The sequence below is a fragment of the Micromonospora sp. NPDC047740 genome (assembly GCF_043204735.1).
GTDB lineage: Bacteria > Actinomycetota > Actinomycetes > Mycobacteriales > Micromonosporaceae > Micromonospora.
This window is the reverse complement of record NZ_JBIDCT010000020.1, coordinates 30,675-43,852: the sequence shown is the minus strand read 5'-3', so window position 1 is coordinate 43,852 and position 13,178 is coordinate 30,675. Positions and strand designations below refer to the sequence as shown.

The window sequence follows — 13,178 nt, the reverse complement described above, 5'->3', positions numbered from 1 at the left end:
GGCAACGAAACTTCCTCCGCCAGGACACCGAGCTACCCCCACTGCGGGGCGGCAGCCCCGAAACATCCGCAGCGTGGAGGACCGGACGTGGACGACAACACACGGACGACCCGCTTGGCCCTTGCCGCCGGCGAAGGCGACCAGGCCGCGGCGGCTGCGTTCATCCGCGCCACCCAGCAGCAGGTATGGCGGCTCATCGCCCACCTCGCCGGGCCTAACGAGGCCGACGACCTGACCCAGGAGACCTACCTGCGGGCGCTGCGCAGCCTACCGAGGTTCACCGCCGCCTCGTCCGCCCGCACCTGGCTGTTCGTGATCGCCCGGCGGGTCGTCGTCGACCACCACCGCGCCGCAGCCGCCCGACCCCAGCCGGCCCAACTGGAGGACTCGCACGCCGCCACGCACTCGCGAGCCGCCCGTGGCTTCCCGGTCGAGGACAAGGTCATCCTGTGGCGGATCCTGGACCACCTCTCACCCGAGCGGCGGGAGGCATTCGTCGCCACGCAAGTGCTCGGCCTCTCGTACGCCGAAGCCGCACAGGTCTGCGACTGCCCGGTCGGCACGATCCGGTCCCGGGTCGCCCGCGCCCGTGACGACCTCATCACCGCCATGGCCGACGCCGACATCACCGACAGCCGGGAACGTCGCTCCAGCTGACCTGGCGGGTCGTAGTTGGATGGCGCCGGAGCCGGGTCTAGTGGTTGACGGGCAGGTCGACGGTCCGGGTGGCCCAGCGGGCCAGCAGGGCCGGGTCGTGGGTGATGAGCAGGACCCCTGCGGCGTGCTGGCGTTGGTAGTCGGTGATGACGGCGGCGAGGTGGGCCTGGGTGGAGGCGTCGAGCATGGCGGTGGCCTCGTCGCAGATGAGGTAGGCGGGCTGGTGGACGAGGGCGCGGGCCAGGCAGGCGCGTTGCAGTTGGCCGTCGCTGACGGCGTGCGGACGCCGGGTGAGCAGGTCCGGGGTGAGGCCGACGAGGTCGGCCAGCTTCGCCGCGCGCGTGGACGCCTCGTGCTTGGGGGTGCCGGTGGCGCGCAGTGGTTCGGCGATGAGGTCGGCGAGGTTGAGCCGGGGGTCGGTGGCGGCGCGGGGGCTCTGGAACAGGATCGCGACCCGGGCCCGCAGGGCGGCGGGCAGCCGGTGCCGGACACCGACGACGGGCTGACCGTCGAGGGTGACGTGCCCGGTGTCGGAGGCGTGCAGGAGGGCGAGGACCCGGGCGAGGGTGGACTTGCCGCTGCCGGACGGGCCACGGAGTCCGACTGTCTCCCCGGGAGCGATGTGCAGGTCGACGCGGTCGAGGACGCGCTGCCGGCCGTAGCTGACGGTGATCTGGTGCGCGGCGAGGCCGGTCATGCCCGCACTCCGGCGGCCAGGGGGTGGTGGCAGGCGACCCGGCCGGTGCCGTCTCCGGTTGAACCGGGCGGATCGTGGCACACGTCGCTGGCGCGGTCGCAGCGTGGGGCGAAGGCGCAGCCAGCCGGGAGGTGGGTAAGCATCGGCGGGTGGCCGGGCACGGGTCGGAAGGCCCGCTCGGGCAGGGCGTCGAGCAGGCCGGCGGTGTAGGGGTGGGCCGGTGCGGTGAACAGGGCGTCGGTGCGGCGGTGTTCGACGATGCGGCTGGCGTACATGACAGCGATGGTGTCGGCGACTCGGCGGGCGGCGGTGAGGTCGTGGGTGATGAGCACGACAGCCGCGCCGGTGTCGCAGCGGCGGCGTAACAGGTCAAGGGTGTGGTCGACCAGCGGCCGGTCCAGGCCGGTGGTGGGTTCGTCGGCCAGCAGCAGCGGCGGGTCCGGGGCGAGGGCGAGCGCGGTGGCCAGGCGTTGTGCCATTCCGCCGGACAGTTCGTGCGGGTAGCGGTCGAGGTCGACCGGATCGAGGCCCACGTCGGCGGCGAGGCGGTCGGCGGCTGGTGCGGCGTCGCGTCGGGGGTGGCCGTGGGCGCGCAGGGTTTCCGCCAGCAGCCGCCGCCCGGTGCGGACCGGAGTGAGGGCGGTGGCAGGACTCTGCGGCACCAGCCCGATCTGGCGTCCCCGCACCGCCCGGGATAGCTGCCGTTCACCGCAGCCGATCAGGTCGATCGGCTCGCCGGTGGGTGGGTGCAGGAGGGCGTGGCCGGTGACGGTGGCGTTGCCGGGAAGCAGTCCGAGCAAGGCGTGGGCGAGCACGGACTTGCCGCACCCGGACTCGCCGACGACCGCGAGGAGTTCCCCAGGGTGCACCTGCAGGCGCAGCTCGGTGACGGCGTGGACCACGGCGTCACGGAGCCGGAAACGGACGGTCAGCCCGTCGACCTCCAGCAGAGCCGACCGCTGGCCGGTGTCGGTGATGTCGGGGATGGCCGGGGCGCTGGTGGTCACAGGTTCAGCTCCGCTCGGACGCGAGGGTCGAGGCGGTCGCGCCATCGGCCGGTGAGGGTGGCCAGCGCGAGGGTGACGGCCACGAGGACGAGGCCGGGGACAATGCTGGCCCACCTGGCGCCGGTGAGCAGGGACCGCTGCCCGTCGTTGATCATGTTGCCGATCGACGCGAGGTGCGGGGGCAGGCCGAGGCCGAGGAAGGACAGGGCGGTCTCGTGCCAGACGGCGTGCGGCACCATCAGCGTGGTCGCCAGGGCCAGCCGGGGTAGGACGTGCGGCAGCAGGTGCCGGGTGAGTACCCGGGCGCGGCTGGCCCCGCCGGAGACGGCGGCGTCGATGAACGGGCGGGTGCGCAGGCTGAGCAGCTCGGATCGGACGATGCGGGCGGTGGACAGCCAGTGGGTCAGCCCGATGGACAGGATCACCGCGCTGAGGCTGGGGCGCAGCATCGCCACGATGAAGATGCCGAGCAGCAGGTGCGGCAGCGCGGCGATGGTGTCGACCACCCGCATCAGCACCCGGTCGACCAGCCCGCCGACGATGCCGGCGACGGCGCCGACGAGGCCGCCGATGACGGTGGCCACGAGCGCGGCGACCGCGCCGACGAGCAGGGAGACGCGCAGCCCGTAGAGGCTGCGCAGCGCCACGTCGCGGCCCAGGTCGTCGGTGCCGGCCAGGTGCTGCCAGGAGGGCGCGAGTCGGGTACGGGCCAGGTCCACGGCGCTCTCGTCGAGCGGCCACAGGACCGGGGCGAGCAGGCAGGCGGCGACCGCGCCGACGAGCAGAGCCGTGGCGACGGTGACGCCGGCCCGTCCGGCACGCGGTTTCAGCCCCCGAAGGCGGGCGGGCAGGGCAAGATCAGTCATCGAGGCGTACCCGTGGGTCGGCTGCGGTGTAGGCGAGGTCGGTGGCGAGGTTCGCGGCCAGCACCACGACGGTGGTGACCAGCGTGGTCGCGGCGAGCAGCGGGAAGTCGGCGCCCAGGGCGGCCTGCACGGTGACCGCGCCGAGGCCGGGCAGGGAGAACACGGTCTCCACCAGCACCGCGCCGCCGACGAGTTCGGGCAGGTGGGTGCCGACCAGGGTGAGGAACGGCAGCAGCGCGGTACGCAGCGCGTGCCCGAACAGGACGGTACGGCCGGGCAGGCCCCGGGCGCGGGCGGCGAGGACGTGATCGTCGCGGAGGCTGTCGGTGACCGCGTCGCGGATGAACAGTACGAACCATGGCGCCTGGGAGATCGCCAGGACGGCCACCGGCAGGATCAGGTGCCGCGCAACGTCGGCGGGGTCCGTGCCGGTGGCGGTGACGTCGGTGAGCCCACCGGCGGGCAGCCAGCCCAGGCTGAGGGCGAACACGGCGATCGCGGCCAGACCGATCCAGAACACGGGCATCGATTGCACCGCGTACGCGGTGGCGCGCAGGCCCCGGTCGAACCAGCCACCACGCCGGTATGCGGCGAGGGTGCCCAACAGCAGGCTCGTCACCAGCACCGACGCGAGGGCGGCGCCGACGAGCAGCAGGGTCCAGCCGGCGCGGGCGGCCAGCACCGAGGTGACCGGCTCGTGCCGGCTGGTCGACCAGCCCAGGTCACCGCGGAGCAGGTTGCCGACCCACCGCGTGTACTGCACCGGCAGCGGGTCGTCGACTCCCCAGTTCGCGCGGATCTGCGCCAGGTTCTCCTCGCTGGTCGTGAACGCCGCCGCGCCCGCGTACTGCTGGGCGGGGTCGATCGGGGAGGCCGCGCCGAGGGCGAACATCCCCACGCTGGTGGCCGCGAGCACGGGTACGGCGACCAGCAGCCGGCGGCCGACCACCGCGCCGGCACCCGCCAACCTCCGCTGGCGGGCCGGAGCTTTCGACTGGGCCGCCGGCCCGCCGGCCCGGGTAGCCGCGGTCACGGCTTCTTCGTCCACATGTGGACGTTCCACCAGAGGCTGTTGGCGACGTCGTGCTCGTGCGGTTCGACGCGTGGTGTCACCCCGGCCACAGTGTCCTTCACGACGTAGGTGTGCTGCAGATAGGTGAGGAACACCCACGGCACGTCGGCGGCGAGCTGCTTCTGGAACGTGGCGTAGGCGGCCGTGCGGGCGGCGGGGTCGGCGTCGTCACGGCCGGCCTGCAGCGCCGCGTCCGTGATGGGGGACTTGTAGGAGCCGGGGTTGAAGAAGCCCTGGCCGGCGAACTCGGACCGGAACAGCTTGTAGGAGACGAAGTCCGGGTCGTACGGGGTGCCGTATCCCATGACCAGGGCATCGGTCTTCATCCGCGGGGTCATTGCGTCCCAGGTCAGCCCTTCGGGCGTCACCTTGATGCCGACCTTCTTCGCGTCGGCGGTGACCGCGAGCGCCAACTCCTTGCGCAGGCTGTCGGTGGCGGGATACATGAGAGTGAACGCGGCCTGCCGGCCGCCCTTGACCCGGACGCCGTCCGGGCCTGGCTTCCAGCCAGCGGCGTCGAGGGCGGCGGTCGCTGCGGCCAGGTCGGCGGAGGCTTTGCCGGCGATGGACGGTTCGGCGAACTCCGACGACGGCGGCACCGGCCCGAACGCCGGCTTCCCCGCCCCGCCGAGCACGCCGGTCACCATCGCCTGGCGATCCACCGCCGCGTTGAGCGCCCGCCGCACCGCCACGTCGCCGGTGACCGGGTTCCCCATCGGCAGCATCACGCCCCGGTAGTCGGCGGTGGGCACCCGCTGCACCCGGTACCCGCCCTGCTTGTCGAACCCGGCGGCCAGTTTCGGCGCCAGCTCCGTCGCGTCGAACTCCCCCGCCCGCATCCGCTGCGCACGCACGTTGTCGTCGGCGACGAACGCCACCACGACCCCGGAGTTGCCCGGCTTGCCGCCCCAATACTTTTCGTTGGCCGCGAGCACGAGCCGGTCTCCCGGCGTCCACGACGTCACCCGGTACGGGCCGGTCCCGACCGGCTTACGGTTGAACTCGGCGGTGTTGACGTCTTGACCGGCGAAGGCCTTTGCTGGCACGATGCCCAGCGCCAACCGCTGCAGGAACGGCGCGTAGGCGTACTTGAGGGTGAACACCACGGTCGACGGGTCCGGCGCGGCGACCGAGGCGAGCATGTCCAGATCCGAGCGCAGCGTGGAGTCGACCTTCGGGTCCAGCACCGCCTGGTAGGTGAAGACGACATCCTGGGCGGTCAGCGGGCTGCCGTCGTGGAACAGCACAGGGTCGCGCAGCTTCGCCGTGACCGTCTTCCCGTCGGCGGAGACGGTAGGCAGCTCCCGGGCCAGCGCCGGCACCAGTTGGTTGCGGGCGTCGCGGGACACCAGACCGTCGAAGATCAACGAACCGCCGTCGACGCCGTAGTTCAGCACGGGGTTCAGGGTGTCCGGCTCACCCGAGGTCGCCACGACCAGCGTTCCGGCACCGCGCGCGGCGTCCGTCGGCGTCGCCGGCGACGAGCAGCCGGCTGCGACCAGGACGGCGGCGGTCAGCGCCGCCACTCGGGTGGACAGAGGCTTACCCATGATTGCTCCTGTGGTTGCGGAGGCCACGGCCGCTCGTGCCGAGCCGATGGAACAGAGTGACCGGGACAGGCCCGGCACGCCGGTCACGGCTTCGGCGAAGCCGCGCGGGCAGCGTCGAAGCGGGCGGTGACGTCAGCCCAGTTCACCAGGTCCCACAGCCGATCCACGTAGTCCGGTCGCACGTTGCGGTACTGCAGGTAGTAGGCGTGCTCCCAGGCGTCGAAGACCAGCAGCGGGGTGGCGGCCTGCCCGACGTTGCCGTGGTGGTCGTACACCTGCTCCACGATCAGCCGCCGGCCGAGCGGCTCCCAGGCCAGCACGCCCCAGCCGGAGCCCTGCACGCCCTTCGTCGCGGCGGACAGGTGCCCGGCGAAGCCCTCGAACGAGCCGAAGTGCTCGTCGATCGCGGCGGCCAGTTCCCCGTCCGGGCGGTCGCCGCCGTCCGGGGACAGGTTGTTCCAGAAGATCGAGTGCAGCACGTGCCCGGACAGGTTGAACGCGAAGGTCTTCTCCAACCCGACCAGCGCCGCGAAGTCACCCTTCTCTCGCGCCTCGGCCAGCCGGTCGAGGGCGTCGTTGCTGCCCTTCACGTACGCGGCGTGGTGCTTGCTGTGGTGCAGCTCCAGGATCTCGCCGGACATCGCCGGCTCCAGCGCACCGTAGTCGTACGGCATGTCGGGCAGCGTGTAGACGCCCACCAGCAGGCTCCTTCCCATCGGGCGACAGCGCAGGGGCGGGCGCCCCGGCGAGGTGCGGATCATCGCGAGCCGGGACACCCGCCCACTGCTGCCAGCATTACGTAGTTGCCAAACTTTTGCAATAACGATCCAAGGCTGAGGGGCCCTGCCTGACCCAGGCAGACCTCGCAGGGGAAGTTCCGGCTCCAGAAGCCGGGCCCGCCGTCGACCAGCGTGGTCAGTGCCAGGGTTGTCGTCATCCGAGGCCACACCCTCGCTCCGATGACGGCCGCCGCCGGTCCGCCCGGCACAGTGCATGTCCAACACACAAACCGGCGGTGACAAGGCCGGTTGTCCGGGAACCGGACCGCGTGCTGGCTCGACTACCCATGGACGGCCATCTAGAGAGGAGCCGAGGGGCATGAGGGTGGATGATGGACGACGCGCGATCCTGCGAGCAGCCGTTGCTGGCGGAGTAGGCACGGGGCTGGCCGCGACAGGCCTGGCGGCGTCGGCCGGTGCAGCACCCGGCGGAGCCACGACGGGCGGCCGAGGCCCGCGCATCGCGATCCTGCTCTACGACGGCTTTACGGCACTGGACGCCGTCGGCCCGTACGAGGTGTTGTGCCGGGCACCGGAGGCATCGGTGGTGACGGTGGCGAAACGAGTCGGTCCCGTGCGTACGGACACCGGCGTGCTGGGGCTGGTCGCCGACCGGGCGCTGCACCAGGTGCGGCACGCGGATGTGCTGGTGGTTCCCGGCGCGGGCAACCGGGGCGTCATCGCGGCGATGCAGGACACCGAGACGGTGGACTGGGTGCGACGCCTGCACGAGCAAACGACCTGGACGACATCGGTGTGCACGGGCGCCTTGATCCTCGGCGCGGCCGGCTTGCTGCAGGGGGTGCCAGCAACGACGTACTGGGCATCACGCTCCTACCTGGAGTCCACCTTCGGTGCGATCTACACCCCAGGCCGGTTCGTGGAGTCCGGAAAAATCATCACCGCGGCCGGGGTGTCCGCAGGCATCGACATGGCCCTGCACCTGGCGGCGAAGCTGGCCGGCGACCGGGTCGCGCAGGCGTTGCAACTCGCGGTGGAGTACGACCCAGACCCGCCGTTCGACACCGGCAGCCCGGAGAAGGCCGGGCCGCAGTTGCAGCAGTTGGCGCTTGAGCTACTGGAGGCCGCAGCCCGATAGGCTCCCGCGACGCCGAGCCGTCAGGCAGGCCCTTCCGCCACCTCGAACGGCCATCCAGCCGGCGTTTTGGGTCTGCGGAGCCTCCTCGTGACTACCATCGTGAGTTTCCGCGCAGCTGGGAGGGCTGCGGGCAGCTGCGGCATCGGAGCAGGTGGCGGACGAGGAAGCGGGGCGGGGATGACCGTGCCGATGAGCTGCTCACGAGGTGTCGGCGGGGCGGTTGCGAGGCGGCCGTCATGGTGACCGCCGAACACACAGACCAATCTATGATCACTGATCATCGATATCAAATCGGTAAGCCTTACGGTGCCTGCTCCGGCGCCGCGGCATCACCTTCCAGCGCACCAAGACCTGGAAGGAGTCACCCGACCCTGATCGCGACGCCAAGCTCGACCGGATTGAGCAGGTGCTGGAACGCTTCCCGGACCGGGTCTTCGCCTTCGACGAGTTCGGGCCTCTGGGGATCCGGCCCACCGGAGGCTCCTGCTGGGCGAAGCAGGGCACGCCAAACCGGCTGCCGGCGACCTACCGCCGCACCCATGGCGTCACCTACTTCCACGGCTGCTACTCCGTGGGCGACGACCGCCTGTGGGGCGTCAACCGACGTCGCAAGGGCACCGCCAACCCTGGCCGCGCTCAAGTCGATCCGCGCCGCCCGACCCGACGGCGCCCCGATCTGCATCATCCTGGACAACCTCTCCGCCCACACCGGCGCGGGCATCCGCCGCTGGGCGAAGAAGGACAAGGTCGGGCTGTGCTTCACCCCGACCTACGCTTCCTGGGCCAATCCGATCGAGGCCCACTTCGGCCCGCTGCGGCTCTGGCCAACTCCCACCACCGCAGCCACCCCGCGCAAACCCACGCACTGCACCGCTGCGTGCGCTGGCGCACTACCAACGTCCGCCACCCCGACGTACTCGCCGCCCAACGCAAGGAACGCGCCCGCACCCGCAGCGAAAAGGGCATTCGCTGGGGCGGACGCCCCCTCAACACCGCAGCCTGACCAACCGCGAACCGCGGCCCCCGAGCGCCGAAGGGGGCAAGTTCCGGAGAAGGACAGCGACAGAGGGATGACTCAGGAGGCGGACGGTTCGATCTCCCCCGCGAAGACGATGAACTGGTCGATGAGGCTCCGCCGCAGATGGACGACGTCCGTTCCCGCCAGGCGGGGGCCTCCATCCGGCGTAGTGAAGACCCACTGGTACCGGGCCCATTCGTCAGGCATGTCCACCGCTGAGCAGCGCACCATCGTGCCGGTCCCCGCCGGGTGGCGTCGGATGTCCAGCACGAACCGCTCGACCGCCGCGATTCCTTCGCTGCGGCCCAACGGCCCCCAGAAGACCACGTCTGAGGTCAGGGCCTGGGAGAGCAGGGCAGTCACATAGCTGTCGTCCGAGGCGTTGAACGCGGAGATGAACGTGTCGATCGCGGAGCGTGCGGTCTCTTCCTGCATGCCCCAGTAATACCAGCCGTTTCGCTGGCCTGGGCCCGCCAGCACACCGACAAGCTCGGCTCAGACCGTCGGGCCTGGGCCCTCGACAGTGCCCGCTCACAAGGGGTCGGACAAGCTACGTGCACTGCGAACACCGTAGCGGAGTGTAGTGACCACGCCCTCAGGTTGCTCGAGCCGATTCGGCCAACTCAACAGATCCAGGCATCGGGAGTGCTCACCCACGGCAGTGACACAACGCCCCCACGCGTCCTGTCACAAATTCCGCGGCTGCGCGCGACAGCTCGACCCGGGTCCGCTACATCAAGTTAGCGGGCGAGCTCCGGTGGCCGGAGAGCAGGCCGCGTGCCGCGCGCAGTTGGCTGACCGAGCGGCTTAGCGCTGCGACGATCCGTTCCTCGAGTCCGGCGTCGAGCCGCGCGATCGGTACGGACAGGCTCACGGCGTCGACGGCCGGGCTGTGCAGGGGCGCCGTCACCGCGAAGCACGTCAGTCCTTCGGTGTTCTCCTGGTTGTCGATCGCGTAGCCACGCTCACGGGTGACCGCCAGGTCGGCGTGCAGGGCGTCGGGGTCGGTGATCGTGTGCGGGGTCAGGGCCGCCAGCGGCCAGCTCAGCAACCCGCGGACGGCCTCGTCGGTGCGCTCGGCGAGCAGCGCCTTGCCCAGCGCGGTGGCGTGCGCCGGCAACCGTCGGCCGATCGCGCTGTAGAGCCGCAACGGATGCACTGATTCCCGTTTGGCCATGTAGACGACATGCGGGCCGTCGAGGCGGCCGAGGTGGACGGTCTCGCCGAACTGCTGGGACAGGTCGTCGAGCACGCCGGCCAGCAGGCTGACCGTGTCGTCGGTCTCCAGGTAGGCGGCACCGACCTGGAGCGCGCGCACACCCAGTCCGAACCGGGTTCCGGTTTCGTCGGCCTCGACCCAGCCGCGCTGCATCATCGTGCGCAGGATGCCGTGCAGGCTGCTCTTGGGGATGTCCAGCGACCGCGCGAGGTCGACCAGCGACCGCCGCTGCGCCGAAGCCGCCAGGGCTTCCAGCACCTCTAGCGTGCGGTCGGCCGACTTGACCGGCTGAAACCTCTCCCCTGACATCACGCCGTCACTGTAGCGGGGTTGACATGGCGCGAGGCACCGCTAGGGTCATGTATGTGACCGACGTTCACAAGTATGAACAGCATGCGGGGTCCGCCATCGTGGGGACCATCGCCACCGGCCGGATCCTTCCGGTCGTCGTCCTCCACGACGCCCAGGCCGCCGCCCCCCTGGGGGCCGCGCTGATCGCCGGAGGAGCCCGGAGTGTCGAGGTGACGTTCCGCACCGACGCGGCCGCCGACGCCATCGGCGCCATGTCCGGCAACCCCGACCTCCTGGTCGGCGCCGGCACCGTGCTGACCAGGGCCCAGGTGGACCGGGCCGTCGAAGCCGGGGCCCGGTTCGTCGTCAGCCCCGGATTCAGTCCTGCCGTCGTCCACCACTGCCAGGCGCTGGGCATCCCCGTCTTCCCGGGCGTCGCGTCGGCGACCGAGATACAGATGGCGCTCGACGCGGGCCTCGACACGGTGAAGTTCTTCCCGGCGGAACAGCTCGGCGGAGTCGCGATGATCAAAGCCCTGGCCGCCCCCTTCCACTCGGTGCGCTTCATTCCGACCGGCGGCGTGAATCCCGCAAACCTGCGCGACTACCTCACCCAGCCCGCCGTCCTCGCGGTCGGCGGCACCTGGATGGTCGCCCCCGACCTGATCTCCGCCGGCAGGTGGGACGAGGTCACCAACCTGACCGCCGCGGCCGTGTCCGCCGCCGGGGAATGCTGACGAGGGGCCATGCCGCCGTTCGATCTACGCCCCGCTGAGCAGTGCCGCTACGACCTGGTCTCCCTCGGTGAGGTCATGCTCCGTCTCGACCCGGGCGAGGCGCGGGTCCGCACCGCCCGCACCTTCCGCGCCTGGGAAGGTGGCGGCGAGTACAACGTCGCCCGCGGGCTGCGCCGCTGCTTCGGGCTGCGTACCGCCATCGTCACCGCGCTCGCCGACAACGAGGTGGGCCGGCTGATCGAGGACCTGATCCTGCAGGGCGGAGTGGACACCTCGTTCATCAGCTGGATGCCCTACGACGGCGTCGGGCGTTCCGTGCGTAACGGGCTCAACTTCACCGAGCGCGGCTTCGGCCTACGCGGGGCCGTCGGCACGTCCGACCGCGGTCACACCGCCGCCGGCCAACTGCGACCGGACGACGTCGACTGGGACCACCTGTTCGGCGAGATCGGGGTGCGGTGGCTGCACACCGGCGGCATCTACGCCGCGCTGTCGGAGTCCACCCCGGACACCATCGAGGCGGCGATGATCGCCGCGCGCCGGCACGGGACGATCATTTCGTACGACCTGAACTACCGGCCCAGCCTCTGGAAGGCGATCGGCGGGCAGACCCGCGCCCAGGAAGTCAATCGGCGGCTCGCTCGGCACGTCGACGTGATGATCGGCAACGAGGAGGACTTCACCGCCAGCCTGGGCTTTGCGGTGCCCGACACCGACGAGAGCCTGTCCGAGCTGAAGGTGGCCAACTTCCAGCGGATGATCGAAGACGTCACCAAGGAGTACGACAAATTCCGGGTCGTCGCCACCACCCTGCGAACCGTGCGCACCGCGACCGTCAACGACTGGGGGGCCATCGCCTGGTCCGCCGACACCGGCTTCGTCGAGGCGACCCACCGCCCCGGGCTGGAAATCATGGACCGGGTGGGCGGCGGCGACAGCTTCGCCTCCGGTCTGATCTACGGCCTGCTGGAGCTCGGTGACCTGACCTCTGCCATGGAGTACGGCGCGGCCCACGGCGCACTGGCCATGACCACACCGGGCGACACCTCGATGGCCAGCCGCAGGGAGGTGGAGGCGCTCATCCGAGGGACCGGCACCCGCGTCCAGCGTTAGCCCACCTGACCGGACCCGCCCCAGGGTCGCTACCGGGTTCGGTTCCAGATCAGCTCAGGCAGGAAACGGCGCACCGGTGCCGGACCGTCGTGCACGTGCACGTGGGAGAAGGACAGCTCCTCACCGGGGAGCTGCACGCCGTGGGCGAAACTCCGACGTAGCCGACGTGGCCGCCGGGACGGGTGGAGCGGATGGACTGCATCATTGATTCCTGGGTGCCGACCGCCTCGATGACCGAGTGCGCCGCGAGACCGTCGGTGAGCTCCTTGATGCGCGCGACGCCCTCATCGCCCCGCTCGGTGACGATGTGGATCGCGCCGTACTGGGCCGCCAGTTTCTGACGGGGCTCGTGGCAGCTCAAGGCGATGATGCGTTCCGCGCCGAGCTGGTCGGCGGCCAGCACGGCGAGCAACCCGACCGCGCCGTCACCGACCACGGCGACGGGTCTTGCCCGGACCGGCCTCAGCCGGGAGGGCGCCGAACCAGCCGGTGCCCAGCAGGTCGGAGGCGGCGAGGAAGCTCGAGATCAGGTCGTCGGAGGGAGTATCGGGCGTGGCGACCAGGATGCCGTGGGCCAATGGAACGCCAGGTACTCGGCCCTGGGCGCCGAGCCCGCCCACCGGTTCCTCGGTATGGCTGCACGAGCACCGGTAGCCAGCGTCAGCACCGTCTTCGACCGGCTGCCGTTGCGGATGTTACCCGAACCGGCACCGGCCGGATCGTGCTTCTCATAGCCGAGGTGCTCGGTCATCTCCTCGTTCAACGCGGTCTCCAGGACCGTCTTGGTCAGCTGCTTGAGCAGCCCGTCCGGCCCGGTCAGCGACAAGCCCTGCTCCTTGGCCGCCCGGACCAGCTCCGCGGCGGCCTTCGCCTCCGCCGACGGCTCAGGCCGCTTCTTCCGTCCGGTCACATCGTTCAGTGTCGCAGTCATCACGGCACCCTCCTCACCAGGCACAACGCCCGATGGGTCAGGCCGGAAACACCGTTAGATATCCACACTCCCCCCAGCTGAGACAACCCTTCTGAGGCATTCGTTGATCGCGGTGATGAGCACGGTGGTCCGGTAACGCACG

At 70.9% G+C, this 13,178-nt stretch carries 13 protein-coding genes and 2 pseudogenes; 5 read left to right on the top strand and 10 right to left on the bottom strand.

Going from position 1 to position 13,178, the window contains the following annotated elements; all coding sequences use genetic code 11:
- Positions 1-87: 87 nt before the first annotated feature.
- Complete coding sequence (locus tag ACGF4F_RS30000) at positions 88-657, top strand: sigma-70 family RNA polymerase sigma factor (RefSeq protein ID WP_393082517.1); 570 nt, start codon at positions 88-90, stop codon at positions 655-657.
- A 37-nt stretch (positions 658-694) separates the two neighbouring features.
- Here ACGF4F_RS30000 and ACGF4F_RS29995 read toward each other — a convergent pair whose 3' ends face one another.
- The 6 genes from ACGF4F_RS29995 to ACGF4F_RS29970 form a co-directional block, all read right to left on the bottom strand.
- Positions 695-1,354: an ABC transporter ATP-binding protein gene (locus tag ACGF4F_RS29995; RefSeq protein ID WP_393082515.1), complete on the bottom strand. Its 660-nt coding sequence runs from the start codon at positions 1,352-1,354 to the stop codon at positions 695-697.
- On the bottom strand, positions 1,351-2,361 hold the full coding sequence (locus tag ACGF4F_RS29990; protein ID WP_393082512.1) for an ABC transporter ATP-binding protein: 1,011 nt from the start codon (positions 2,359-2,361) through the stop codon (positions 1,351-1,353). Before ACGF4F_RS29990 ends, ACGF4F_RS29995 begins: the two co-directional genes overlap by 4 nt.
- Entirely contained in the window at positions 2,358-3,227 is an 870-nt protein-coding gene (locus tag ACGF4F_RS29985) for an ABC transporter permease (RefSeq protein WP_393082509.1), read from the bottom strand. The genes ACGF4F_RS29990 and ACGF4F_RS29985 overlap by 4 nt, the downstream gene beginning before the upstream one ends.
- Positions 3,220-4,260, bottom strand: a complete 1,041-nt coding sequence (locus ACGF4F_RS29980; RefSeq protein ID WP_393082506.1) for an ABC transporter permease — start codon at positions 4,258-4,260, stop codon at positions 3,220-3,222. Before ACGF4F_RS29980 ends, ACGF4F_RS29985 begins: the two co-directional genes overlap by 8 nt.
- On the bottom strand, positions 4,257-5,849 hold the full coding sequence (locus ACGF4F_RS29975) for an ABC transporter substrate-binding protein (protein WP_393082503.1): 1,593 nt from the start codon (positions 5,847-5,849) through the stop codon (positions 4,257-4,259). The genes ACGF4F_RS29980 and ACGF4F_RS29975 overlap by 4 nt, the downstream gene beginning before the upstream one ends.
- A gap of 83 nt (positions 5,850-5,932) precedes the next feature.
- On the bottom strand, positions 5,933-6,547 hold the full coding sequence (locus tag ACGF4F_RS29970) for a superoxide dismutase (RefSeq protein WP_357445724.1): 615 nt from the start codon (positions 6,545-6,547) through the stop codon (positions 5,933-5,935).
- 481 nt (positions 6,548-7,028) lie between these two features.
- Here ACGF4F_RS29970 and ACGF4F_RS29965 point away from each other — a divergent pair, with 481 nt between their 5' ends.
- Entirely contained in the window at positions 7,029-7,727 is a 699-nt protein-coding gene (locus ACGF4F_RS29965; RefSeq protein WP_357445772.1) for a DJ-1/PfpI family protein, read from the top strand.
- A 301-nt stretch (positions 7,728-8,028) separates the two neighbouring features.
- Positions 8,029-8,730 (top strand): annotated as a pseudogene (locus ACGF4F_RS29960) (IS630 family transposase); the annotation flags it as partial.
- A 72-nt stretch (positions 8,731-8,802) separates the two neighbouring features.
- Here ACGF4F_RS29960 and ACGF4F_RS29955 read toward each other — a convergent pair.
- Positions 8,803-9,180, bottom strand: coding sequence for a nuclear transport factor 2 family protein (locus ACGF4F_RS29955; RefSeq protein WP_357445721.1), 378 nt, complete (start codon positions 9,178-9,180; stop codon positions 8,803-8,805).
- A gap of 295 nt (positions 9,181-9,475) precedes the next feature.
- Positions 9,476-10,273 carry an IclR family transcriptional regulator gene (locus tag ACGF4F_RS29950; protein WP_357445769.1) on the bottom strand — a complete coding sequence of 266 codons (798 nt, stop codon included), beginning with the start codon at positions 10,271-10,273 and terminating at the stop codon, positions 9,476-9,478.
- Positions 10,274-10,329: 56 nt separating this feature from the next.
- Here ACGF4F_RS29950 and eda point away from each other — a divergent pair, with 56 nt between their 5' ends.
- Positions 10,330-10,992, top strand: coding sequence for a bifunctional 4-hydroxy-2-oxoglutarate aldolase/2-dehydro-3-deoxy-phosphogluconate aldolase (gene eda, locus ACGF4F_RS29945; protein WP_357445718.1), 663 nt, complete (start codon positions 10,330-10,332; stop codon positions 10,990-10,992).
- Positions 10,993-11,001: 9 nt separating this feature from the next.
- Complete coding sequence (locus ACGF4F_RS29940; protein ID WP_357445715.1) at positions 11,002-12,105, top strand: sugar kinase; 1,104 nt, start codon at positions 11,002-11,004, stop codon at positions 12,103-12,105.
- A 49-nt stretch (positions 12,106-12,154) separates the two neighbouring features.
- Here ACGF4F_RS29940 and ACGF4F_RS29935 read toward each other — a convergent pair whose 3' ends face one another.
- Together ACGF4F_RS29935 and ACGF4F_RS29930 are read right to left on the bottom strand one after the other, a co-directional pair.
- Positions 12,155-12,541: a zinc-binding dehydrogenase gene (locus ACGF4F_RS29935; protein ID WP_393082498.1), complete on the bottom strand. Its 387-nt coding sequence runs from the start codon at positions 12,539-12,541 to the stop codon at positions 12,155-12,157.
- Between the two features lie 183 nt (positions 12,542-12,724).
- Positions 12,725-13,036: pseudogene (locus ACGF4F_RS29930) on the bottom strand (transposase); the annotation flags it as partial.
- Positions 13,037-13,178 lie beyond the last annotated feature (142 nt).